The organism is Candidatus Pantoea soli (assembly GCF_007833795.1).
GTDB classification, from domain to species: domain Bacteria; phylum Pseudomonadota; class Gammaproteobacteria; order Enterobacterales; family Enterobacteriaceae; genus Pantoea; species Pantoea soli.
In genome coordinates this window covers 196,707-220,507 of sequence record NZ_CP032703.1, presented here as the reverse complement: position 1 = coordinate 220,507, position 23,801 = coordinate 196,707, and the positions used below count along the sequence as shown (strand labels likewise).

The following is a 23,801-nucleotide window of genomic DNA, read 5'->3' as shown; positions in this document are numbered from 1 at the left end:
ACACCTTCGCCGTTGTGCGCATGCGTCTGTTGCGGTCAGCAGCCAGCCGGCACCCTCGCCTTGTTTAACCGCGAACAACTCCCGTTACTGCTCTCTGGCACTTTTCATCAAAGCCTTAAACGTATGTTGTAACTATAATCACGAAAGTGTTACAGCAAATGCGCCAGGCTTTCTCAACCGCAGTAACCATCTACACTTAGCCAGGCTTTCCAAAGCAACAAACACTATGAGGTGAAGATGAGTTTACTGTTCAGCACGACAAAACTGGGCCAGCTGGCACTGGAAAACCGCATCGTCATTGCGCCGATGTGCCAGTATTCAGCAGAAGATGGCAAAGCTACGGCATGGCATCGCATCCATCTGGGCCAGCTGGCGCTCTCTGGCGCAGGGTTGTTGATCATTGAGGCAACGGCGGTCGAAGACATTGGCCGCATCACACCGGGTGATTTAGGGTTATGGGACGATGCGACCGAAGCTGCCCTGCAAGAGGTACTGCAGGATATCCGCCGCTACGCTACCCTGCCGATCGGCATTCAGCTTGGTCATGCCGGGCGTAAAGCCTCCTGCACCGCGCCATGGGAAGGCGGTGAGCAGATGTCGCCGGAAAAAGGCGGCTGGCAAACGGTGGCCCCTTCTGCTCTGGCGTTCAGTCAGGACGAGCATCCGCCAACGGCTCTGAACAAAGAGGCGCTGGACCAGCTTAAGCAGGCGTTTGTTGAAAGTGCGAAGCGCGCGGTACGCCTCGGCCTGCAACTGATAGAGGTGCACGCCGCCCATGGTTATCTGCTGCATCAGTTCCTGTCACCGTTAAGCAACCAGCGCGAGGATGAGTATGGTGGCTCACTGGAAAACCGGATGCGCTTCCCGCTGGAAGTTTTTCAGGCGATTCGCGATGCGGTGCCCGCGTCTGTCCCGGCAGGCGTCCGTATTTCGGCTACGGACTGGATCGAGGGTGGCTGGGATAATGCGCAGTCTATCGCGTTCAGCAAAAAACTGGCGGCTGCCGGTTGTGCCTATATTCACGTTTCCAGCGGCGGACTGGCACCGCAGCAGAAAATCAGCGTTGGTCCGGGTTACCAGCTGCCTTACGCGCGCGATATCCGCAAAGAAGTGGATATTCCGGTCATTGGCGTGGGCCTGATCACCGAACCAAAACAGGCGGAACAGGCGCTGCAGGAGCAGGATGCGGATCTGATCGCGCTGGCACGCGCCATGCTGTACGACCCACGCTGGCCGTGGCACGCGGCTGCAGAGCTGGGGGCTGAAGCTAAAGCGCCACCGCAATATCTGCGGTCGGAGCCACACGGCCTGAAAGGAACCCTTATCAGCAACAAGTAATGTCCTGGCGCGGCAGGCTGACTTTTTGATCCTGCCGTGCCTGCCCTTCTGGGAAATTTCAGATATGCAGTGCCATTTCAGTGACTTCCGCTAATCCGATCTAAGCTTTGCTCGTTTTTCACTAAAAGGAAGATGAGATGAAACCGGTACACTATCTGTTAAGCGCCGCGCTAATGTTCACCGCTGGCAGCGCCTTCGCCGACATGGCAAAAAACCCTATCAGCGTTCACGTCCTCAACCTGCAAACCGGCGTGCCAACGGCCGGAGTCAACGTCGAGCTGGATCAGCAACAGGGAACGCAGTGGATCAAACTGGCCGAAGCCACCACCGATGCCCAGGGTAGAATCCCGGCGCTGTATCCACAGGGAAAAGCCGCACAAAGCGGCATCTATCGCGTGGTGTTTAAAACCGGCGATTACTATAAAAGTACCGGCCAGCAAACGTTCTTCCCGGAGATTCCGGTGATGTTTAAACTGGAGAAAACCGATCAGCACTACCATATCCCGCTGCTGCTCAGCCAGTACGGATACTCGACTTACCGCGGTAACTAAGCCGGAAAAAAGCGCCGCTCTGGCGCTTTTTTATTCTGTCGGCCAGCTCAGGCTGCACCGAACACCGGCAGCCAGCCCAGCCAGCTTAATCCCCACGCCAGAATATTCAGTACGCCAAACAGCAACACCAGCACAATCGCCGGCAGCACACGCGGCTGCGGCTGAAAACGCTGCTGCGCGCGCCACGCCAGCAGTGCCGGCACAATCACTGCCCACAGTGTGGCAAACAAACCGGCAAAACCAATTGCCGCCACAAAACCGTGCGGCCAGAACAGCGAGGCCAGCAGCGGAGGCAGAAACGTCAGCGCTGCGGTTTTCAGCCGTGCCCGTGGCGTATCCGCATACCCCAGTCGGTCGGCGATAAAATCAAACAGCCCGGCCGTCACGCCAAGGAAAGAGGCAATCACCGCAAAATGTGAAAACACCGACATCAGCAGTGACAGTGCCCTTACATGCAGGTGTTCACGCAGCGCCGCCAGCAGCGCGGCGATATCGCCTCCCTCACGGATAATGCCCGGAAAGGCGCTGCGCGGCAGGTTGCCCATGGTACTTGTGATCCAGAACAGATAGAGCGCCAGCGACATGCCGGTGCCCAGCAGCAGCGCACGCGTAATCTGTGACCGGTTACGCTGATAATAGCTGACCAGTCCGGTGATATTGCCATGATAACCAAAGGAGGCCAGACAAAACGGCAGCACGCCCAGCGCATAGGGCCAGTAGCGTTCACCTGGCGCTGCCGGGCTCAACAGCGACGGCACATCCACCTGCGTTAGCAGGCCGCCAAACAGCAGGATCAGCAGCAGGATCTTGGCCAGCACGCAAAAAGTCATCAGGCGGCTGACGCCCCGGGTGCCCAGCCAGACCACCGCCGCCACGCACAGCGTCAGGGCAATTTTGGCCTCAGCGGTGGAAACCGGTACGCCAAGCTGGCTGATCGACTGCTGATAAACCGGCCCGCTGGCTGAGATATAAGCATACGTAAGAATACCCAGCACAAACAGGATGCTCAGGCCATTGATGGCGGCCCAGCCGCGTCCCAGCAGGTCTTTGGTCAGCGTGTCGAACCCGGCGCCGGGCGGATAATGCAGGCTCACGCCCATAAACAGCAGCCCGGACAGCAGCATCGCGCCCCAGCTGACGGCCAGCAGCAGTAACGCCCAGCCAAACCAGGCACCCGCCATCACAACCGGCAGGGTAAACATCCCTGCGCCCACGACGGTGCCGCAGATGATCATCGCCCCCCACCACACGGAAGGCTGGCGGCGGACTAAAGTGGTATCCATCAAATCGCAATCCCTAAAAGAAAATGAATCAGCGCCGTACTGCCGGTTATTAGTCCGGCGGTGTACAGCAGGCGGCGATCATACCCTGAATGCCGCGTCAGCGAGAGCCCTGCAGCCAATTCATTTCAACAAGGGGAACCAGCGGAAGTCAGGCGGCCTGTGCAGGCCGCCGTGAGAGTACAGCGAAGGTTAATCGTAGAAGGCCGGACGGGCAGGCATCGCGATGGGTTCGATGTTGCCACTGCGCTGTGCTGCCACGCAGGCATCGGCGGCCACGGCCGCCGCGTAGCCATCCCAGGCCGAAGGGCCGGTCATGTTGCCGGACAGCACGTTATTCACGAATGCCTGCAGTTCAACGTCATAGGCATCAATGAAACGTTTTTTCCAGTCAGTCAGAATGCCGGTCGAAAGGCGGGCGGCCCGCCGGGTTTGCACTGACATCGGCTCGGGCAGGCGCGCGATGCCCGCCTCACCGACCACCTCACACTGAATGTCATAGCCATATTCACAGTTCACAAAAATCTCAACGTCGATGCGCGTCCCTTTTGTCGTCTCCAGCAGCACAATCTGCGGGTCTTTCAGATGGGACGAAGCCTTGCGGGTTTTACGCGGGTAGATGACCTGCGCGCTGACATAATCTTCTTTCAGCAGCCAGCGCAGCACGTCCAGCTCGTGAATCAGCGTATCGGTGATCGCCATATCGGTGGTATAGGCATCGCCGACTTCCGGATTACGGTGCGCGCAGTGCAGCATCAGCGGCTCACCGATCTCGCCGCTTTCCAGCACACTTTTCAGCGCAAGGTAACCGCTGTCATACGGGCGCATAAAGCCCACCTGCACCCGTTTTTTACCGGACGCCATTTCCGCCTCAACGATATTCATACAACCCTGCGCCGTCACCGCCAGCGGTTTTTCGCAGAATACCGCTTTGCCCGCCTGAATGGCCGCCAGTACAAAGGCCTCGTGGGTGGGTCCCCACGACGTCACCAGAATCGCCTGCACTTCCGGCGCGGTGATCAGATCGTGGGCATTATCATAAATCTCTGCCTGCAGATCGAAATCACGCACGATCTGTTCGCAGTTGCTGCGGTTAATGTCATTCAGCGCCACAACGCGCGCATTTTGCAGCACCTGGCTGCAGCGACGGATATGTTCACGGCCGATGGCACCGGTGCCAATCACACCAATATTGAGCGTCATAACAGGTTTCCTGATTACTGGACAGAGGATGAAGAGGTGAGAAAATCAATGCTGGCGGTAATTTCACGCGCGATATCCCCGGCGCGCCAGGTCTCCATCACCGAAGAGAAAGGTTCAAACGCATACACACCGCGATAGCCCATTTCTTCCAGACGCAGCACCTGCTCCCGGGAGCGCAGGCGATCTTCCGCGCTCAGCATGATGCGCTCTTCGTCAGTGAGCTGCGAAACCGGGCGGTCATCGGTAACGCCGGAAAGGTGCACCAGACCAATATTGCTGACGTCAACGCCGCCGGCAAAGTCCTGTTCCGCGCCTTCGTACAGATGATGATGGAATGTATCGAGCACGATCTTAAACGGCACGTCAGCCTGACGAATCAGCTGCTGAGCCAGCGCCGCCGAGCGCAGCGAACTTTGCGGAAAACCCAGCGGTTCAACCAGACCGGCGATGCCATATTCTGCAAACAGCGGCGCCAGCGTTTTCAGCGCGTCAAGGGTTTGACGATCGGAAACCGGTGTACCGTCATTCAGCGGACACAGCACCAGTGCCTTTGCGCCGGTGGCGCGGGCATCGCGTAATAAGCCGCGCGTTTTCTCCAGCACCGCATCGGTTAACTGATTAAAGGGGTAAACCGCATTAATGGTCTCAATAGTGAGATGATGCTGTGCCGCAAGCTGACGCACCGCCTCTCCTTCCGCACCGTCGGTGACGCTGCCGCCTTGCATATCGTTACGGATTTCAACTTTATTGATGCCCAGCGACGCCACCAGCGAAAAGAATTCGGCAAGGCTGAGGTTCGGAGCAATTTTGCGATTCACACAGAATCGGTCACGGCTGATTTTAACGGTCATAGCAGTTCCTGGGTAATCATCGGCAGAGGATGGGCTGTCTGGCTTTTACGCCTTCACATGCCCGGATAGTAATGAATGTTGGCTTGCCGCACTGCGGCTTCTTTGAGTGATTTCCATCAGCCTGACAGCAGGCCAGATGGGGTGTTCAGTCTTTGCCGTCATACAGCGCATGAAAGTAGTGCTCTACCTGCTCCAGACTGCGGCCACGGGTCTCCGGGATGGCGCGCAGCACAAACAGCGCGCCGCCGACGCCTGTCAGCGCAAAGGTCAGGAACGCGCCCGCCAGCCCGAAGGCTGCCAGCAGCAACGGAAAGGCCATCGAAATGGTAAAGTTTGCGATCCACAGCGCGAACACCGCACCGCCCATGCAGATACCGCGCATGCGTGCCGGGAAAATTTCTGACAGCAGCAGCCAGGTGACCGGCGAGAGCGCGCCCTGCTGGAAGCACAGGAATAGCAACATGCCGCTCAGTACCAGGTAGGCACGCAGCAGATTGACGGCGCCGTTCGCGTGATATTCCGGCATCAGGAAACACACCAGCGCGATAAAAAACAGGCAGGCGGTACAGCCCATCTGGCCAATCAGCACCAGCGGACGGCGGCCGGCTTTGCCGATGAGCCAGATGCCCACCAGCGTCATGACCACGGAGATCGCCCCGTTAGCGATGGTGGCAAACAGCGCGGCGTCGTTGCTGAGCCCGGTGGCGGTCAGCATGGTCGGCGCGTAGTACATAATGGTATTGACCCCGGTCAGCTGCTGGATAGCCGCGATGCCAATGCCCAGTAAAAACACCTTGCGCAGCCAGGGCGTCCGCAGGTCGCGCAGGCGGCCTTTGCCCTGCTGCCGGTTCTCTTCAATGGTCTCTTCAATTTCTTCCAGCTCCCAGTCAACGTCCTCCGCGGCGCGGGTTTTTTCCAGCACCTGACGAGCCGCCGGGGTATTGCCGCGCATCACGTGCCAGCGCGGGCTTTCGGGCATAAAGATCATGCCCAGCCACAGCAGCACCGCCGGCACGGTAGAGAGGGCCAGCATCCAGCGCCAGGTGTGTTCCCCGCCCCAGATTTCGTTAAAGGTGGCGTTGGAGACGTAGGCCAGCAGCTGACCGGAGACGATCATCAGCTCCTGCAGCGTTACCAGCTGACCGCGCTTATTGGCCGGTGCGATTTCGGCGATATAAACCGGCACGGTGGCCGCCGCGCCGCCTACCGCAATCCCGAGAAATAGCCGGGAAAGTATCATCGACACCACGTCCGGAGCGAAAGCAGACCCGACAGCACCCAGCGCAAAGATAAACGCCAGCGTAATGATGATCCTGCGCCGCCCCATGGCGTCGGCGAAATGACCGGCCAGCAGCGCACCGAAAGCGGCGCCAAACAGCAGTGAACTGGTGACCAGTCCGGTGGTAAAAGGCGTGAGCTGTAAATCATGGCGCATAAACAGCAGCGCGCCGGAAACCACGCCGGTGTCATAACCAAACAGCAGCCCGCCCAGCGTGGCGACCAGGGCAATGATCTTTACAAACGGCTCGGTTTTTGTCGGACTATTAGGGCCGGATGCGGTGCTGGTGGTGAGATAAAGTTCTTTTTCCATAATACCTCCTGGTAAAAATACGTTAGGAAATACGGCAGAACGAAACGCAGCCCACACGCTATCGGTATTTATATTTCATGTTAATTTTTATTTGAAACCTATTTTCCAAACTGTGAATTCAAGCCGTTTCAGGTTTTTATTTTGATGGATTTCCATCAGGCGATACCGCATGGCAGGCGGAAAAGTCAGCGCGGGCGGGAAATAAAACGGGGCTGCATCGCGAAAAAAGGCGCGGCGCGAAGGAAGATGATCAATCGCGCCGCATTTTATTTATTCAGCTGAGGCGGAAATTAAAACGCCCAGCGCATTCCGGCGTTATAACGCCAGCCTGCGCTGCCGTTGCCATTAATTTGCCGGCGATAGTCGGCTTCGGCATAGAGTGATATATCGCTGCTGAGCGCGGCCGTTGCCCCCAGTCCGGCATCCCACATCTGTCCGATATGGCCGCTGGTAAAGCTGACGCGCTCTGCGCTGTCGCTGACGCCGGCACGCATTGAGGCTGCGCCGCCCCAGCCGCGCGTATAGCTGGTGCGCACATACGGGGTATAAGTCCGGCCACCCGCATCCTGCCAGCTGCGGTCCAGCTGCAGCCCTGCGCGCCCCAGCGTCTGATCATACGCGCGCCACTGAATGCGCGCGTTATCCGCATCGGTGATGTCGTCCAGCGTCAGCCGCTGATAAAGCAGCTGTGCCTGCGGCGTCAGGCGCAGGCCGCGGATAAGCGGCCACGGATAACCAGTTTCGAGCGAGGTGCTCCAGCCATTGCCGCGCAGTTTGCCTGCTTTTTGCTGACGCGCAATGTCGGTATCACCGCGATGCCAGTCCAGTGATAACGCGCCATCCACATACCAGCCGCTGTCGCGCAGCCAGGTGGCATACAGAGAGAGGGTATCGCTGTCGATACTGGTTGAACTGTATCCGTCAGCGGCGCGCGGGCGCAGACGGGCATTACCGCGCGTGTAGGCGATACCAGCCCGCAGGCTGTCGCTGAGTCCATCCAGATGCAGCAGGTTGCCGCCAAGCTGGACTGCGCTGTAGTCGAGATCAAAATCGTAGCCATACTGCGGCGATTGGCGATCGGTATGGTAGGTAAGTGCAGACCCCAGATAGCGAATAAACATCTCGCCTGCCGCGCCGTCTGCGGAACGCAGTTCGCCGAGCCGCTTATGCAGATCGTCAGTCACCGCCAGGTTGTAGTAGGTCAGCGCAACGGGCGCGGAGATCCACGACGGCATCTGCGGCGTCAGCGCCGGGCGCACCGCACGGCCGGCGCTATCCGTGATGAAATTTGAGGCCAGCCGGTAATGCCAGCCGGTTTCGCCGTTACTGGCGTATAAACCGTACTGATAAGGCCCGGCGGCGACATAATTACGCGCCAGGGCAAAACTCTGCGTGCTGGCGTTGCCGGTTACCTGAGCCAGCGTAATGCCCTGCGGCGGCGTCAGTACCGGCATCGTGCTCATCACCGGCGTCACTGCCAGCAGCGTGGTACCGCTGACATTGCCCTGCACCAGCAGATTGTCGCTGGTGCCGCCGTCGCGCAGTTGCGTATTGAGTTTCGCCTGGCCTCCCGCAGAGGCCAGCGTGCCATTAATCCGCAGCCGATTGCCAGGCGTCCCGCTGCCGTTGGTTAAATCCAGCATACCGGCGTTGTTGACCTGCAGCGAGTCAGCCGTTGCGCCGCTGAGTTGCGGATTGAGGCCGTTACCGGCAAACAGTGTGGAGGTGGGGTCAATATTGATCGTGCTGTGCGCCAGTTTCAGATTGTCGGTCAGCGTCCAGCGGGTGTGATAAAAATTAAGCGTGCTCCAGCCGCTGCCCAGGTTGGTGCCTTTTTGCCTGTCGTCGGTGCTGAACGAGCCGCCGCGGGCGGTGATATCGCTGAAACTCAGCGCGCTGCCCGGCCCGCTGTCGCTGGTGATATGCCGGGTTTGCGCCAGGCTGACGCCCTCAATCCAGGCCTGATTTTTGCCGCTGCCCATGGTTACACTGCCGTTCAGCGTGCCGCCGGACAGCTGCAGGCTATCGTTGCCGTTGCCGGTATTCACTTCACCGGTCACGCTGCCCGCCAGCAGCGCGATCTGGTCATCACTGGCCCCGCCAGCGACCACCACCGTTTCCGGGAAGGGGGCGCTGATCGTGCCGGTGTTAATAAAGCGACTTTGCCCGCCGCGCAGATCGATGATCGGTGCGGCGGTGCTCAGGGAAATAATGTTGCCCTGGTTGATCACCTCACTGGCGTTACGGGTGACAATCGCTGAACCGCCGCTGAAGTCGTAGATGGCTATGGTGCCTGCATTGATTACCCTGCCGGTTGTACTGGCGCGGATGGCAGTACTGTTGCCAGAGACAAAGAAGTAATAGTCCGGACCAATCAGCAAATCATTATGCGTGGCAGAACCATCCTCATTGGCAAACAGATAACCGGTGCCGCCGCCGGTTACGTTGATCCAGGCGTGGCCGCCGGGATCAAAGGCGGTCGCCGAGCGGATACCGGTGCCGCCGTTGATATCCAGCCGGACGTAATTCAGCGCGATGTCAGCCGTTTCTGCCCGGTTGTTGAGCACACGTCCCCCCTCACTGCCGCCGCTGAGATTAACGTGGTCGGCACGTAATCCCGCTGCGCCGCTATCCAGCAGCACCGTATCGGTGCCCCCGCTGCTCCACAGCGTGCTGGGATAGTTGTCGTAGCTCTCGCCCTCACCGTCGCCGGCAATGCTGAGGATGCCATTTCTTCCCACGCGCAGCGCCGCGGTGCCGCCGCCCACATGCAGGTTGCCGGCACGCTGTGTGTACTGACCGTTACCGTCGCTGACATCAATACCGATCCCCCGCGCCACCTCAATCGTGCCGCTGTTAATCAGGTTGCCGCCGCTGTAAAGCCGCGCGGCGGTGCTGTTATCGCCCCCCAGCGTTAAGCTGCCCTGATTGAAAATGGCTGCACCGTTGCCGGCAATCAGCGCCGTCTGGCCGGCACTGTCGCCGCTGATGCGTGAGCCGGCGGATAACGTTGCCCGGGCGCTGTCCACTTCCACCGCGACGCTGTGGCTGCCAGAGAGCGTAACCGTGCCGTTCTGGTACAGTTCCGCCCGATCCCCTACACCCAGCATGCCGTGCGCCGGGGCATACGCGGGGGCATCGCCTGCACTGACGTGCAGTGCCGCATAGTTTATGATCGCGGCGGGCGTGACACCGTCACCACTGAATCGATATCCTTCGGCATAGAGCGCGGCGCTGTCACCGGCGATAGCGATATCAGCGTTGTTCACCACCTTGCCGCCCGTCAGCGCCTGAATAGCGTAACTGCCGCCGCCGCTGAGCGTGATGCTGCCATTATTGATAAGCTGCGCCTGATTTTGTGCAATCAGCGCACGCTGGCCGGCGCCGCTGCCGTTAATCGTCGCATTGTTCACCAGCAGCGTGCCGGGCCACGGATGCGCAATGGGGTTGGTGATATAACGGGTCAGATCGTGCTTGTTGCCATCCGCCATGGCGACGGTACTGCCGGCCTGCTCCAGCGTGATGCGCGACGCCGCGTCGATTTCGCCCTGCGCGCCACCTTCAATGACGACCCCGGTAGCATAACCGCCGATTTCCAGCGCTGCGCCATGGGTAAACACCGCGGTCCCTGCACCACTGCCGATTACGCCAGTGGAAAACACGCCGTCGGGCGCCAGCGTCATCCCCCGGCCATCAAAATCCGCCCCCTCCTGATAACGAAACAGCGTCGACCCGGTGCCGGCGGTGCGGTAGGTGCCACCTGCCGGCAGGTTAATCCGTGCCGCTGGCCCGTCAGCCAGATAACTGATTTGATCCTCGCCGCCCGCCGATACCAGCCCGGCGTCCGGGGCGAGCGTGACCGTCGCGTTGCCTTCCGCACGGATACCGATTGCCGCCCTGCCGCTCAGGCGAATAGGGCCACTGACGTCAGCGGAGGCCGTGCCGCCGGGTTCAGCGGTGACCCACACCGCCGTATTACGCGTGCCGTTCAGCGCATCCGCCTCCCCGGTTACGTTAATCACACCTGAGGACCAGCCATACGCGCGGTTATCTGCGGTGGCGATGACTTTCAGTCCGGTGGCGTTGTCGCCGTTAAGAGTGATGGTACCGGCGTTGCCTACCTGACCTGCGCTGCCCGCATCCTTCACCTGCAGCGCCACATTTTCCGCCGGTCTGAACTGTGCGCGACCGTTTACCACAATGACGCCATTATTGCGCGTAACGGCATCCGCAGAGCCGCTCACCTGCATCGCAACGGCATTCTGCACTTTGCTTCCCAGTACAATCTGACCGTTGTTGATGGCGCTGGAAGCAGCGAACTGGTTAATGCCGAATGTGCCCCCGCTCTGGCGCAGGGCCCTATCCTGGCTGCTGTCGCCGGGCCGATCCTGCGCGCTGCGGCCGAGATAAAGCGTGCCGTTATTTATAAAGCGGGCATGATCCCCGGCCAGCGTTACCGCGCTGCTGCTGCCGCTGCCGTTCACGTCAGTCATCCCAAGATTAAGGGCACCATTATTCACCGCGGCGGCAGAATCCGTTAGCGTCAGCGCGCTGCTGCTGCCGCGCGGGGGCGCAGCGCTGATTGCATGATTGATTACGCCGTTGTTGGTGAAGTGACTCGCCTGCACCAGCACGGTGTTTTCACTGTGACCGGCTGGCCAACCCTCTGCGCCGCTGCCATCGGCGCGACGAAAGAAACCGCCGTTGATGACACCGTTATTGATGCCGCGACTGTTGCCGCTTAACACCAGCGCTTCGTTGCCGTTCAGCGCATCGCCGCTGGCGGCGAGTCGGCCATTCACGATCGCCGTTGCGCCATGGTCAGCGCGCATTGCCCCACCGCTGGCGTTGGCGACCTCCAGCGATTTGCCTGCCTGAATCGTTGCCGTTGCCCCCGGCCCGTCCGCACTCAGCACCACGCGCTCGCCGGTGGGTTTCAGCACCTCATCATGCAGATCCTGCGTATTCAGGGCCCAGACCACGCTGCCGGTGGAGAGCGTGAAGGCTTTATTGAATTCCGCGTTATAGCGTGCCGGATCCAGATTAGCGACCGCGAGTTGCGCAATCAGCCAGTCATTGTACTGTCGCAGATCACTCAGTTGCGTGATGGTAAAGCGGGTCGTGTTGCCGTCTTTGGTCGTCACGGCGATGTTGCCGCTGTAGGTCACCAGGCTGTCACCGTCATACGCCCAGCGCGCGCCAGCCGGAGCCTGAATGGCGGTAAAGGTTACACGGTTATCGCCGGCCCAGTTGATGTTGCCGCTTTGGGTTGCGGTAAATAAGCGGCTCTGCTTCGCGGCCATGGCCCAGCCGTTTGCCAGGGTGTCGGCTCCCGGCTGACCGAGTGCCACATTGATGGTGCCATGACTGACCTGGGCGACGCGCGCGTCAAGGTATTGCGCGCCGTGCACATCTTCATAGTCGGTAACGGACTGGCTGAGCGAAACCGGCGCAAGCTGTGCAATGGCCAGTGAATCGTAGGCCTGAAAGTGGGTATAGGTGCCGTTTTGTGCGTCAGCAATCAGCACATCAAAATTTTGCGCCCCGGTGCTCAGCCGCTCTCTGCCGGTAAGGTTGTCAGTGAAAATGCGCCCTTCCTTTTGCAACTGACCGAGGGTGGTGGTAACGGCCCCGCTTTTTCCCGCGGCAAATTGCGGTAATCCGGTGAGTGACTGGGTGCTGCCGTTACAGACACAAAACACCCCGGCTTTATCATCATTTTTTTGTGGGTCGAAGGGTTTAATTATCGCGGCCGGGATAGGCTGAACAGGCAATATTAAGCCGGGTACAGCCAGCAGGCTGAGCACGATCGGATTTAATTTAAATGACATCCTTTCCTCCAGAGAGAAAATAGCGCGATTAGCTGACGGAATACCGTCAGGCTGGATTGATTAAAGGCAAGCAATCTGAATGCGGGCAGGTATGTAAAGCAAAGCTCAGGGTTATATCAGCACTTTGTCAGGATAACGTCTATGAAAGGTAAAGCGATTCGCGTCGCGTTAAGTCAAATTAGGAATTTACCCGGTGTAAATTCCAGTTATTTATCGCGCTGCTTTATTCAATCTGCGCGTTAATACAGGAACATCGCGGGATTTTTAGCACCGGCGCAATATACAGCAAACGGGTTATTTGCCCGGCAGGTTTATTTCAGGACCGCCCATAACTTTTGCGGCTTCGTTAATTATTTATTCTCAAGAAGCGTATTTCGGTGAAATGAACGGGGCAAATGGCTTATTTTGCCGCTGCGGTAATAGAAAATGGATGGCAGGCACGCTCAGTAACCTGAATTGTCAGGGCGTGACGATTTTCTCAGCGGCCGTGAAACAGCAAGGGCGATATAGCAAGCGGTATCGCCCTGCGGTTTTCAGGCTGCGCGGATGCGCTTATCCACCACGCTTTGCGGCGTTGCCCGGCAGAGAGACGCAGAGCAGCCCCAGCACAATCAGAACCACACCCGCCAGTCCGCTCCAGCGGAATGGCTCATGAAAGCCTGGCAGCAGGATCGCGGCCAGCCACACCAGCACATAGCTCAGGCTTAACAGTGGATAAAGCCGATTGAGCGGCAGGTGATGCAACGCCAGTATCCAGCACAACATGGAGAGCGCATAGGCGGCTAGCCCGGCGACCAGCAGCAGCAGCGACGACACCGGCGGCCACTGTTGCAGACTCACTAACGCTGTCAGCGCCGGAAAATGCAGCATCGCCGCCCGCAGCATCAGCTGTGCCAGTGAAACCAGCAGTACGCTGCCCAGCGCCAGCAGCAACCCTTTCATAAATGGCTCCCCATCAGTGCCACCCCGGCCACAATAACCAGCGTGCCAAACCACTGCCGCCAGCTGTAGGTCTCGCGCCAGATCAGCCGTGCTGCCAGCGCCACCAGCACAAAGTTAAGGCTGAGCATTGGATACGCCATACTGACCGGTACCCGTTGCAGCACCGCCAGCCACAGCAGCATGGCGATGCCCAGCAGCAGCAGGCTGAGCATCAGCCACACCGCCAGCCGCGCTCTGCCATACCGGGCGCCCGCGTGCGCCGCCTGTTTCTGGCACAGCTGCGCAGCGCAGCTCAGCAGACTGACAATCAGGATCAGCAGCAGATTCATGGTGTCGCGTTATAGCCGTAATAAACCAGCCTGCCCTGATGATAAACATCATCCGGTGCCGGCAGGTGCGCGTCAGCTTCGGTTTCGCCGGAGTCCAGCATCAGCACCAGCGACACGCGTCCTTCGCGACGGTGCACCTGCAGCCAGCGGGCAAACGCCTCGCCGTCCACGTAGCGGGATTGCGCGTCCGGATAGCTCAGGCCGTACTGCAACTCTCCTTTGGTATCGTAAAAAGTAATATCGCTGCGCCGCAGCTGCCAGGCGATGGCCGACGCCACGCCCGGATTATCCGCCAGGATATAGCGGCTCTGCGCCAGCTGAGGCTGCACGGCGTGTACAAAACTCAGCGGCTGTTTTGCATCCCGGACTTTATTCGGAATGGCAAAGGCCACCAGCAGCGCCAGCGCCAGCGGACAAAGAGCGGCCAGCTGCCAGCGGTTTCTGCCCGGCTTCAGGCTCAGCCAGCCCATCAGGGCCCAGCTGAGAAAAGAGAGCGCACCACAAATCACGCCGGTTATTTCGCCCGCACCATACACCGGGTGACGTGCCAGACCCCAGGGCGCGATCACTGCCACCACGGCAACGGTGGCGAGCAGGCCAAACAGCAGATTGATCCAGCCGTTGATCTTAAATACCCGGGCCAGCTGCGCTTTTCCGCTATGCGCATAGTGCGCCATCAGCAAGGCTAACGGCGCAAAACACGGCAGGATATAGGTCGGCAGCTTGCCTTTAGCAATGCTGAAAAACAGCAGCGGCAGGATCACCCAGCTCAGCAGGTATACAGCGCCGGCATGCTGGCGGCGCTGACGCCAGGCAGCATTCAGTGCGCCTGGCAGCAGGGCCAGCCACGGCAGGCAGCCGGCCAGCAGCACCGGCAGGTAATACCAGAACGGCGCTTTGTGCTGCGCATCGGATTCGGCGAAACGCTGAATATGTTCAACCCAGAAGAAGTAGTGCCAGAAATCCCCTTCCTGACGCTGTATCGCCAGCGCCCAGGGCGCGCTGAGCAGCGCGGCGACCAGGATTGTCAGCGGCCCCCAGCGCAGCAGCTCCACAAAGCGGCGCTGCCAGATTGCCCAGGGGACGATCGCCAGCACCGGTACCGCCAGCGCCAGAAAACCCTTGGTCATAAAGCCCATAGCACAGGCGGCACCCAGCAGCAGATAGCCCCACGCGCGCTGTCGGGTGTGGCTGGCCTGCGCCGCCAGCCAGTAGCTGCACATCGCCGCCACCAGCCACAGCAGCAGGATCGGATCCAGAACGGCATAGGTGCCAATGCCATAAACCAGCAGCGAGGTAAGGAAAATTACGCTGCCGCTCAGCGCTATCGTGCGGCTGGCAAACATCCGCCTGCCCAGCCAGTAAATCAGCACGGCACTGAGCGTGGTGCTGAAAATCGCGCCGGCGCGCACGCCAAACAGGGTGTGACCGAACAGCCATTGTCCCAGGTTATTCACCCAGTAACCGGCAATAGGTTTTTCGAAATAGCGCAGATCGAAGAAGTGCGGCACCACCCAGTTGCCGCTCAGCAGCATCTCCCGGCTGATTTCCGCATAGCGGGTTTCATCCGGTTGCCACAGGCTACGAAATTCAATCGGGATCAGATAATAGAGAGCAAAAAATAGCAGCAGCAGTGCGCTTTTGGTGCCTGTACGCATCCTTGGTTCCTGTAAGGTTATTGCTGGCAGCCCAGCCAGCCTTCTCGTCCGGCGATGTGGCCGCGCACCACGTTTCCGACGGGCAGCGTGCTGAGATCGTCCGGCAGTAATTCACTGAGCGGGCAGAAACGAATTCCCTGCTGTTCTGCGCGCACCAGCAGCTCGCCAAATGCCTGCGACCCGACAATACCTTCCACTTCAGCATGGATGGTATAGACCGGGGTGCCGCTGGCCGCGAGCATTTGTTCGAGAATGAAATCGTTAAATCCTTCGGCGCTGACTGATTGCCCGACCACTTCGTCCCAGGTTGGCAGCGTGACCGGAATCTGCACCGTGCCCTGCGAGCCATCAGGCAGCAGTGGAATAAAGGGGCCGGTGCCGCGGCAGTCACTGTTGTAGCGGAAGCCAAACGCCTGTTTGGCCTTGACCACGCGCCCGTCAGCGCGCCAGCCGGCCACCGCCGAACAGGTGACGTTGTCACCGATAATCGCTTCCAGCGCGGATTTGCCCCGGGCAATCTGCTCATGTAGTTTGTCTGCTGACCAGACGCCAGCCCAGGTTTGCCAGGCGAAATGATCCCAGGCATGCAGTCCGACCTCGTGATGATCGGCCGTAGCCCGGATCATATCAGCCAGACCGCGGCCAATTTCTTTGCCGGGCCAGGCGGTGCCTGCCAGTAAAATATCCCAGCCATACAGCGATGCGGCACGTGAACGCAGCATCTTCCACAGGAAACGCGGTTTAAGCAGGCGCCATAAATGGCGCCCCATGTTGTCCGGCCCGACGCTGAAAAAGAAGCTGGCCTGCAGCTGATGCAGACTGAACTGCTCCAGCAGCGCGGGCACGCCAAGCTTTGTCCCGCGCCAGGTGTCTACGTCAACGCGCAAACCCACTCGCTTCATGGCTTTTCCTGCAGTTCAACCGTGCGCAGGAAGAAATCCAGCGTGTTATCAATCGTGGTATCCATCGCAACGGTTGGCGTCCAGTCGAGCAGGCGACGGGCATTTTTTATCGACGGCTTGCGGTGCTCCACGTCCTGATACCCTTTGCCGTAGTAACTGCTGCTTTCGACTTCGCGGAAGCCGGCAAACGGCGGGAAGCGATCGCGCAGCGGATGGCGCTCAAAGCTGGCCAGCAGGTGCTCGGCCAGCTCTTTAATACTGGCTTCGTTTTCCGGGTTGCCGATGTTAACGATCTGCCCGTCGCAGTTGTTGTTTTTGTTCTCAATAATCCGGAACAGCGCTTCAATGCCGTCACGAATATCGGTAAAACAACGCTTCTGCGCACCGCCGTCAATCAGCTTGATCGGCGAACCCTCCACCAGATTCAGAATCAGCTGCGTAATGGCGCGTGAGCTGCCAATGCGTGCCGCGTTGAGGTTATCCAGGCGCGGGCCCATCCAGTTAAACGGACGGAACAGCGTAAAGCGCAGGCCCTCTTTTTCACCGTAAGCCCAGATCACCCGGTCCAGCAGCTGTTTGGAAACGGAATAAATCCAGCGCTGTTTGTTGATCGGCCCGACCACCAGATTAGAGTGATCTTCATCGAAATGCTTGTCGGTACACATACCGTACACTTCGGACGTTGACGGGAAGATGATGCGCTTTTTGTATTTCACGCAATCACGGATAATTTTCAGGTTCTCTTCAAAATCGAGCTCAAACACGCGCAGCGGATTGCGGGTGTACTCGATTGGCGTGGCGATCGCCACCAGCGGCAGCACCACATCACATTTTTTGATGTGATACTCAATCCACTCAGAGTGGATGCTGATATCGCCTTCCACAAAGTGGAAACGCGGCTGGTCGAGGAAGCGGCTGATCGCGTCAGAGCCGATATCCAGGCCGTACACTTCAAAGTTGTCATCCTGCAACAGACGCTCGGTCAGGTGGTTACCGATAAAACCGTTGACGCCCAGAATCAGCACGCGCGTGCGGCGTTTTACCGCGGCCACCGGCTGAGAATAGAGCAGCGCGCCTGGCACCATACCCAGGCTCTGTGCCAGCTGGCTGCCGTTCATGTAAACACCGTTGTCGCTCTGACCGGTGACCACTTCCAGCGCCCCTTCGCCGCAGGCGATAAGGAAGGGCTCAACGGACAGCACGGTGCCAGGTTTTGCCGCAGCCGTATCGCTGTGGACGCGCCCTTTCCACACGGTGAACTTCACCGTACCGGCAAAGGCAAAAGCGCCCGGCCAGGGATCGGTTACGGCACGCACCAGGTTGTTCACACTTTTCGCCGGCAGTTCCCAGTTAATCCGCCCGTCTTCCGGCGTACGGCGTCCCACCACCGTGGCTTCGCTGTCATTTTGCGGCGTGGCGGCAATTTCGCCGCGTTTCATCGCCGGCAGGGCGCCTTCCAGCAGCAGCGTGGCGCAGGCCACCAGCTTACGGTGCAGCGTCAGGGCGTTATCCTGCTCGTCAATGGCGACGCGCTGCTGTGCCACAATGTCACCGGCGTCGGCGCGTTTGATCATGCGATGTAGCGTAACGCCGGTTTCGGTTTCCCCATTTACCAGCACCCAGTTCAGCGGGGCGCGACCGCGATATTTAGGCAGCAGCGAGCCGTGCAGGTTAAACGCCCCGACGCGGGCGGTGTTCAGAATGGCGTCGCTGAGTAACGCACGGTAATAGAAAGAGAAAATGAAATCAGGCTGCATGGATTTGATGCGATCTACCCACAGTGGATGACTGGCGTCTTCCGGGGCGTACACCGGGATGCCCTGTTCTGCCGCCAGGCGTGCCACGGACGGAAACGCGTGGCTTTCCGGCGAAGTATCCGCATGGGTAAAGATGGCGCTGATTTCATAGCCGGCATTGATGAGCGCAGTAATACCTGCACAGCCCATTTCGGCGTAGGCGAAGACGATCGTTTTCATTGCTTAATTTCCTGTACAGAAGGCGCATCTTGCTGCGGATGGATAACACGTTGAATGAAGTAGCGCGGGCGGGCGCGGACATCGTTATAAATACGGCCGATATACTCGCCAAGCAGCCCCATGCCGATGAACTGCGCACCGACAAAAATAAACAGTACGGCAAACAGCATAAAGACGCCGTCACCGGCCCAGTCGGGCCCGAGGAACAGCCGCAGCACAATCAGGATCAGCGAAAAGGCAAATCCCGCCAGTGCGATCAGGCTGCCGACGATACTCAGCAAACGCAGTGGCGTGGTGGTCAGACAGGTAACCAGGTCATACATCAGGTTAATCAGCTTCATGAAGCTGTATTTCGAATCGCCAAACTCACGCTCGGCGTGCGTCACCGGCAGTTCGATGGTGCGACGCGCAAAGGTATTGGCCAGAATCGGAATAAAGGTGCTGCGCTCGTGGCAGTTAAGCATGGCATCAACAATATGGCGGCGATAAGCGCGCAGCATGCAGCCGTAATCACCCATCGCTTTACCGGTTACGCGCTGGATCAGATGGTTGATGGCGCGTGACGCGCGGCGGCGGAACCAGCTGTCCTGACGGTTCTGGCGCACGGTGCCGACAACGTCGTAGCCTTCCTGCGCCGCCCGCACCAGATTAGGAATCTCTTCCGGCGGGTTTTGCAGATCGGCATCCAGCGTAATGATCAAATCGCCGCTGACGTGGCTGAATCCGGCCATGATTGCGGAGTGCTGACCGTAGTTACGGTTCAGCAGCACGCCGACCACATGGCTGCCGGGCATATCTGCGGCATCGGTGATCATCTGTGCGGAACGGTCAGCGCTGCCGTCGTCGACCAGCAGAATTTCATACTCCAGCCCCAGCGTGCTGCAGGCGGCATCAGTACGGCGCACCAGCTCGGGCAGGCTCTCTTCTTCGTTATACACCGGGATAACAACGGAAACTTTACGGATGGGTTTCTCTTCCAGCATGTCAGACTCCAGCGATGTCGCGCAGGGCACTGATGACGCGGGTGACATCGTCGTCGTGCATATCCGGGAACAGTGGAATGGAGCAGATACGATCGCTGTTCCATTCGGTCTCCGGCAGGGAAAGGTGTGGATAGCGCTCACGGTAATATTTGTGCGTATGCGCGGCGCGGAAGTGCAGGCCGGTGCCGATGTCCTGCGCTTTCAATGCTTCCATCAGCCCGTCGCGGCTGATGCCACAGCGCGCTTCATCGACGCGGATGATAAACAGATGCCAGGCGTGCTGGTGCGGCCATGCAGGCGACGTGAGCGGCAGAAAGGGCGTATCCGCCAGCTCGTTCAGGTAGCGTTGGGCAATCGCCGCGCGGCGCGCATTGATGGCAGGCAGCTTCTTCAGCTGCACCAGCGCAATCGCTGCACTGATGTCTGGCAGGTTGTATTTAAACCCCGGCGAGATAACTTCTGCCTGCGGCTTACGTCCATGGGTGTGACGGTCATACGCGTCCACCCCAAGGCCGTGAAATTTCAGGCTGCGCATGCGATCGGCCAGTGCGGCATCATCCGTCACAATCAGGCCACCTTCCGCACAGGTCATGTTCTTAATGGCATGGAAGGAGAAAATCGCGGTGCCGCGGTTGCCAACGTGCTCTCCCCGGTAATAGCAGCCTGCGGCATGGGCCGCGTCTTCGATAACCGGAATGCCGTGGCGTTCGCCGACGGCGCGGATGGCGTCCAGATCAACCGGGGCGCCGGCGTAGTGCACCGGAATGATGGCGCGGGTCCGCGGCGTAATCGCAGCTTCAATCTGCGCGGCGGTCACCATCAGCGTATCGCGATCGATATCAACCATCACCGGGGTCGCGCCCAGTAGCGTGATGATATTCAGCGTGGAGACCCAGGTCAGCGAAGGGGTAATCACCTCATCGCCCGGCTGCAGGCCAAGCGCCAGCAGCGTGACGTGCATACCGGCGGTGGCGGAACTCACTGCAATCGCATGCTGATTGCCGGTTAGCTGGCAAAACGCCTCTTCCAGTGCCGCATTCTGCGGACCTGTGGTAATCCAGCCCGATTCAAACACCGCTTTCACCGCGGCCAACTCTTCCTCGCCCAGTGACGGACGCGAGAATGGAAGAAAACTCATAAAGTTACCTTAATCTTTGAAGCTGTAAAAAAACTGCCACAGAAGGCGCCACTGTGTTACCTGATCCAGATCACATAAAGCAAAGCGATAACGCTTTGTTTAATCGAAAAATAATCTCCATCTATTTGATAGCACAAAGCGCTAAAAAATAACAAGCACCCTTAAAAACATTAGCGAAAATAATTTATCGTCAGGAGAAACAAGATACGCCCTGAAACTTAACCCAACATTAAATGGCCGCATGGCTGTCTGGCTTTTTTCTGAGTTGTTTAGGTTTGGTAGAAGAAGCCGCTGCGCTTGTACTTTCAGAGGGCGGTTAAAAAGAAAGAGGGAGAAACAGCGGCGAAAAGATGGCTTTGTGGGGTTAACTTGCAGCAAACAGCAAAAATGCAAAACGGCTAATGAGGCGCTAAAATTAACCTGCACCTTTCTTAAGGTTATCCTAATCTTGAGTCCCTACTCTGCGGCTGGATAGTGTCCGGATGGAGGCAGATGATGAGAACCGCGATTGACCGACTTTCCCAGGCTGCGCTGCGGCGTCATCACATTGGGGTAAAAACCAAAGGATTGCGCTTCCGCGGGCAGCTTTACGTGTTTCGCTACAATAGTGGCCAGTATGACGTCTATCTCAACGATGAGTGTCTGATGTCGCTTCCCACCAGCAACGTACAAAGTGCGATCCAGATGTTTAAACAGCAGGCCTGATCTTCTCCGGCCTGCCCTCCTCATGCGCTGCCTCTTCCGGCACAGTGCCGGAGCCCGCTCTGAAAACCGACTGCAACTGCCTGCAATACGGATTTTCTGCTCGCTGCGCTGACGCCTGCGGCGTAGAGTGCGCCTGTGCAGCAGACAGGAGGCGAGATGGAGATTGCAGGATGGATAAGTGTCAGCCTCATTGCGCTGGCGGTGGGCAGCTTTATTAACGTGGTGGTGTGCCGTCTGCCACAGCAGCTCGCTGATCCACACAACAATGTCACCCTGTGGCGGCCCGGTTCACGGTGTCCCCACTGTTTCTCTGCGCTGCGCGCCAGCGATCTGATTCCCCTGCTCAGCTGGCTGAGGCTGCGCGGCCGCTGTCGTGCCTGCCGGCACCGTATCAGCGTGCGCTACCCGCTGACGGAACTCGCGACCCTGCTGATCACTCTGGCCCTGACCTGGCTGCTGCCTGCTGAACGATTAGCCGCCGCCCTGCTGCTGAGCTGGGCGCTGCTGGCCCTCTCGCTGATCGATATCGAACATCTGCTGTTGCCGGATGCGATTACCCTGCCGCTGCTGTGGCTGGGTCTGCTGATCAATGTGCTGCACGGGCTGCCGGTCACGCTGGATGAGGCAGTACTGGGTGCAGCAGCCGGCTATGGCTCTCTTCGGCTACTGGCCACCGTGTATGCCTTTCTGCGCGGCTATCCCGGACTTGGCGGTGGTGATGCGAAACTGCTGGCCGCGCTGGGAGCCTGGCTGGGGGCATCAGCTTTACCCGCAGTGCTTTTTCTCGCCTGCAGCGCCGCGCTGCTGGCCGTTTTTATTGCCCGATTACGCTGGTCCCGGGCACAAAATCAGCCGCTGGCGTTTGGTCCGTGGCTGTCGCTGGCCGGTATAAGTGTCTTTATTCACTCGATTATTTAATGCGCGTTTACAGAACGTGGGAAAAAAAGCGGCCAGTTTCTGTCCAACGCCCTGATTCATATATGAAAAAATTACACATTTCCAAACACAATTAATCATTGTGATGTGCATCAAAAGGCTCTATATTGGCCCCGTTTTTTAAGCCACTGATACTTTTTTGTTCAATTAGTCAATCGGCCAGCCACTGCGAGCCCCGGTTGAAGGAGAGATATGATGACGGATAAAGTCCGTATTGATACTTTTGGTGCCAACTCATTCAACGGAAACAACGACGCATTCTTAGCCCGTCAGGCTGAGTTTGAATCTAACGTCAGGAGTTACCCGCGCAAGTTGCCTTTAGCGATTGCCAAAGCCAGCGGCGTGTGGATTACGGATGTTGAGAATAAGCAATATCTTGACTGTCTGGCTGGCGCAGGGACGCTGGCACTTGGTCATAACCATCCTGATGTTCTGCAGAGCATCCAAAATGTCATTACCAGCGGCTTGCCGTTACATACTCTGGATTTAACGACACCACTGAAAGATCAGTTCTCTGAATCCCTGCTCTCGCTGCTGCCAGGCCAGGGTAAAGAGTACTGCCTGCAGTTTACCGGTCCGTCCGGCGCTGATGCTGTGGAAGCCGCGCTGAAGCTGGCGAAGAAAGTCACCGGCCGCAGCGGCGTAATCAGCTTCTCTGGCGGTTATCACGGCATGACGCACGGCGCGCTGGCGGTTACCGGCAACCTGTCGCCAAAAGAAGCCGTTAACGGCATGATGCCGGAAGTGCAGTTTATGCCGTATCCGCATCAGTACCGTTGCCCGCTGGGTCTCGGCGGTGAAGCCGGCGTGAAAGCGCTGACCTACTATTTTGAAAACCTGATCAACGACGTGGAAAGCGGCGTCCGTAAACCGGCTGCCGTGATCCTCGAAGCCGTTCAGGGCGAAGGCGGCGTGAACCCGGCGCCGGCTGAGTGGCTGCAGCGTATCCGTAAAGTCACTGAAGAGCACGGCATTCTGCTGATCCTGGATGAAGTGCAGGCTGGCTTTGCCCGTACCGGTAAATTCTTTGCCTTCGAGCACGCCGGCATTGAGCCGGACATCATTGTGATGTCTAAAGCTGTGGGTGGCGGTCTGCCACTGGCGGTGCTGGGTATTAAGAAGGAATTTGATGCCTGGTCACCGGGTCACCACACCGGTACCTTCCGCGGTAACCAGCTGGCCATGGCCACCGGTCTGGCCACGCTGAAAGTCCTGACCGAGCAGAACATCGCCGGTAAAGTGGCTGAACAGGGTGAGTGGCTGAAAGCGCAGCTGAACGAGATGGCGAAGCGCTTCCCGGTGATTGGCCACGTGCGCGGTCTGGGCATGATGATCGGTATTGAGATCGTCAAGCCGGATCAGCCTGCGGACCACATGGGCAGCCTGCCAGCTGATGGCGAGCTCTCTGCCCTGCTGCAGAAAAAATGTTTTGAAGCAGGTCTGATCCTGGAGCGCGGTGGCCGTCACGGTGCGGTGCTGCGTCTGCTGCCATCACTGCTGATCAGCAATGAAGAGCTGGCGGTGTTCCTGGATAAATTTGAGCAGGCGCTGATTGGCGCAGGCGTGAAACCTGTTTGACTGGAAGAG

At 58.6% G+C, this 23,801-nt stretch carries 17 protein-coding genes; 5 read left to right on the top strand and 12 right to left on the bottom strand.

Annotated features, from left to right (window positions below):
• The first annotated feature begins 237 nt into the window (after window positions 1-237).
• Together D8B20_RS18380 and uraH are read left to right on the top strand one after the other, a co-directional pair.
• On the top strand, window positions 238-1,338 hold the full coding sequence (locus tag D8B20_RS18380) for an NADH:flavin oxidoreductase/NADH oxidase (protein ID WP_145891006.1): 1,101 nt from the start codon (window positions 238-240) through the stop codon (window positions 1,336-1,338).
• Window positions 1,339-1,475: 137 nt separating this feature from the next.
• Window positions 1,476-1,889 carry a hydroxyisourate hydrolase gene (gene uraH / locus D8B20_RS18375; RefSeq protein ID WP_145891004.1) on the top strand — a complete coding sequence of 138 codons (414 nt, stop codon included), beginning with the start codon at window positions 1,476-1,478 and terminating at the stop codon, window positions 1,887-1,889.
• Window positions 1,890-1,936: 47 nt separating this feature from the next.
• On the opposite strand, the gene D8B20_RS18370 is transcribed toward uraH, so the two are convergent.
• The 12 genes from D8B20_RS18370 to arnB all read right to left on the bottom strand — a co-directional run bounded on the left by D8B20_RS18370 (window position 1,937) and on the right by arnB (window position 20,573).
• Entirely contained in the window at window positions 1,937-3,172 is a 1,236-nt protein-coding gene (locus D8B20_RS18370; protein WP_186454462.1) for an aromatic amino acid transporter, read from the bottom strand.
• A gap of 189 nt (window positions 3,173-3,361) precedes the next feature.
• Window positions 3,362-4,372 carry a bifunctional inositol 2-dehydrogenase/D-chiro-inositol 1-dehydrogenase gene (gene iolG, locus D8B20_RS18365; RefSeq protein WP_145891000.1) on the bottom strand — a complete coding sequence of 337 codons (1,011 nt, stop codon included), beginning with the start codon at window positions 4,370-4,372 and terminating at the stop codon, window positions 3,362-3,364.
• Window positions 4,373-4,386: 14 nt separating this feature from the next.
• On the bottom strand, window positions 4,387-5,223 hold the full coding sequence (locus tag D8B20_RS18360) for a TIM barrel protein (RefSeq protein ID WP_145890998.1): 837 nt from the start codon (window positions 5,221-5,223) through the stop codon (window positions 4,387-4,389).
• Between the two features lie 145 nt (window positions 5,224-5,368).
• Window positions 5,369-6,814, bottom strand: a complete 1,446-nt coding sequence (locus D8B20_RS18355; RefSeq protein ID WP_145890996.1) for a sugar porter family MFS transporter — start codon at window positions 6,812-6,814, stop codon at window positions 5,369-5,371.
• Window positions 6,815-7,104: 290 nt separating this feature from the next.
• Window positions 7,105-12,645, bottom strand: coding sequence for an autotransporter outer membrane beta-barrel domain-containing protein (locus D8B20_RS18350; protein ID WP_145890994.1), 5,541 nt, complete (start codon window positions 12,643-12,645; stop codon window positions 7,105-7,107).
• 552 nt (window positions 12,646-13,197) lie between these two features.
• Window positions 13,198-13,587 carry a 4-amino-4-deoxy-L-arabinose-phosphoundecaprenol flippase subunit ArnF gene (arnF, locus tag D8B20_RS18345; RefSeq protein ID WP_145890992.1) on the bottom strand — a complete coding sequence of 130 codons (390 nt, stop codon included), beginning with the start codon at window positions 13,585-13,587 and terminating at the stop codon, window positions 13,198-13,200.
• Window positions 13,584-13,916: a 4-amino-4-deoxy-L-arabinose-phosphoundecaprenol flippase subunit ArnE gene (gene arnE, locus D8B20_RS18340; RefSeq protein ID WP_145890990.1), complete on the bottom strand. Its 333-nt coding sequence runs from the start codon at window positions 13,914-13,916 to the stop codon at window positions 13,584-13,586. Before arnE ends, arnF begins: the two co-directional genes overlap by 4 nt.
• Window positions 13,913-15,574 carry a lipid IV(A) 4-amino-4-deoxy-L-arabinosyltransferase gene (gene arnT / locus D8B20_RS18335; protein WP_145890988.1) on the bottom strand — a complete coding sequence of 554 codons (1,662 nt, stop codon included), beginning with the start codon at window positions 15,572-15,574 and terminating at the stop codon, window positions 13,913-13,915. The genes arnE and arnT overlap by 4 nt, the downstream gene beginning before the upstream one ends.
• Before the next feature lie 17 nt (window positions 15,575-15,591).
• Entirely contained in the window at window positions 15,592-16,476 is an 885-nt protein-coding gene (arnD, locus tag D8B20_RS18330) for a 4-deoxy-4-formamido-L-arabinose-phosphoundecaprenol deformylase (RefSeq protein WP_145890986.1), read from the bottom strand.
• The gene (gene arnA, locus D8B20_RS18325) at window positions 16,473-18,452 is read right to left on the bottom strand and encodes a bifunctional UDP-4-amino-4-deoxy-L-arabinose formyltransferase/UDP-glucuronic acid oxidase ArnA (RefSeq protein WP_145890984.1); all 1,980 of its coding nucleotides are present in this window, start codon (window positions 18,450-18,452) and stop codon (window positions 16,473-16,475) included. Before arnA ends, arnD begins: the two co-directional genes overlap by 4 nt.
• A complete protein-coding gene (gene arnC, locus D8B20_RS18320) occupies window positions 18,449-19,435 on the bottom strand; it encodes an undecaprenyl-phosphate 4-deoxy-4-formamido-L-arabinose transferase (protein WP_145890982.1) in 987 nt (328 codons plus the stop codon). Before arnC ends, arnA begins: the two co-directional genes overlap by 4 nt.
• A gap of 1 nt (window position 19,436) precedes the next feature.
• Complete coding sequence (arnB, locus tag D8B20_RS18315; protein WP_145890980.1) at window positions 19,437-20,573, bottom strand: UDP-4-amino-4-deoxy-L-arabinose aminotransferase; 1,137 nt, start codon at window positions 20,571-20,573, stop codon at window positions 19,437-19,439.
• Between the two features lie 492 nt (window positions 20,574-21,065).
• Here arnB and D8B20_RS18310 point away from each other — a divergent pair, with 492 nt between their 5' ends.
• The 3 genes from D8B20_RS18310 (at window position 21,066) to D8B20_RS18300 (ending at window position 23,792) form a co-directional block, all read left to right on the top strand.
• Complete coding sequence (locus D8B20_RS18310) at window positions 21,066-21,278, top strand: hypothetical protein (protein WP_261388115.1); 213 nt, start codon at window positions 21,066-21,068, stop codon at window positions 21,276-21,278.
• A 156-nt stretch (window positions 21,279-21,434) separates the two neighbouring features.
• Window positions 21,435-22,196 (top strand): prepilin peptidase, encoded by a 762-nt coding sequence (locus tag D8B20_RS18305; RefSeq protein ID WP_145890978.1) that lies wholly within the window; start codon window positions 21,435-21,437, stop codon window positions 22,194-22,196.
• 210 nt (window positions 22,197-22,406) lie between these two features.
• The gene (locus D8B20_RS18300) at window positions 22,407-23,792 is read left to right on the top strand and encodes a diaminobutyrate--2-oxoglutarate transaminase (protein WP_145890976.1); all 1,386 of its coding nucleotides are present in this window, start codon (window positions 22,407-22,409) and stop codon (window positions 23,790-23,792) included.
• Window positions 23,793-23,801 lie beyond the last annotated feature (9 nt).

Bases quoted from the DNA above. Each gene is read 5' to 3' on its own strand.
- D8B20_RS18355 (WP_145890996.1), bottom strand. From the start codon at position 6,814: ATGGAAAAAGAACTTTATCTCACCACCAGCACCGCATCCGGCCCTAAT.
- uraH (WP_145891004.1), top strand. From the start codon at position 1,476: ATGAAACCGGTACACTATCTGTTAAGCGCCGCGCTAATGTTCACCGCT.
- D8B20_RS18305 (WP_145890978.1), top strand. From the start codon at position 21,435: ATGGAGATTGCAGGATGGATAAGTGTCAGCCTCATTGCGCTGGCGGTG.
- D8B20_RS18300 (WP_145890976.1), top strand. From the start codon at position 22,407: ATGATGACGGATAAAGTCCGTATTGATACTTTTGGTGCCAACTCATTC.
- arnF (WP_145890992.1), bottom strand. From the start codon at position 13,587: ATGAAAGGGTTGCTGCTGGCGCTGGGCAGCGTACTGCTGGTTTCACTG.
- iolG (WP_145891000.1), bottom strand. From the start codon at position 4,372: ATGACGCTCAATATTGGTGTGATTGGCACCGGTGCCATCGGCCGTGAA.
- D8B20_RS18370 (WP_186454462.1), bottom strand. From the start codon at position 3,172: ATGGATACCACTTTAGTCCGCCGCCAGCCTTCCGTGTGGTGGGGGGCG.
- arnT (WP_145890988.1), bottom strand. From the start codon at position 15,574: ATGCGTACAGGCACCAAAAGCGCACTGCTGCTGCTATTTTTTGCTCTC.
- D8B20_RS18350 (WP_145890994.1), bottom strand. From the start codon at position 12,645: ATGTCATTTAAATTAAATCCGATCGTGCTCAGCCTGCTGGCTGTACCC.
- D8B20_RS18360 (WP_145890998.1), bottom strand. From the start codon at position 5,223: ATGACCGTTAAAATCAGCCGTGACCGATTCTGTGTGAATCGCAAAATT.
- D8B20_RS18380 (WP_145891006.1), top strand. From the start codon at position 238: ATGAGTTTACTGTTCAGCACGACAAAACTGGGCCAGCTGGCACTGGAA.
- arnE (WP_145890990.1), bottom strand. From the start codon at position 13,916: ATGAATCTGCTGCTGATCCTGATTGTCAGTCTGCTGAGCTGCGCTGCG.
- arnD (WP_145890986.1), bottom strand. From the start codon at position 16,476: ATGAAGCGAGTGGGTTTGCGCGTTGACGTAGACACCTGGCGCGGGACA.
- arnA (WP_145890984.1), bottom strand. From the start codon at position 18,452: ATGAAAACGATCGTCTTCGCCTACGCCGAAATGGGCTGTGCAGGTATT.
- D8B20_RS18310 (WP_261388115.1), top strand. From the start codon at position 21,066: ATGATGAGAACCGCGATTGACCGACTTTCCCAGGCTGCGCTGCGGCGT.
- arnC (WP_145890982.1), bottom strand. From the start codon at position 19,435: ATGCTGGAAGAGAAACCCATCCGTAAAGTTTCCGTTGTTATCCCGGTG.
- arnB (WP_145890980.1), bottom strand. From the start codon at position 20,573: ATGAGTTTTCTTCCATTCTCGCGTCCGTCACTGGGCGAGGAAGAGTTG.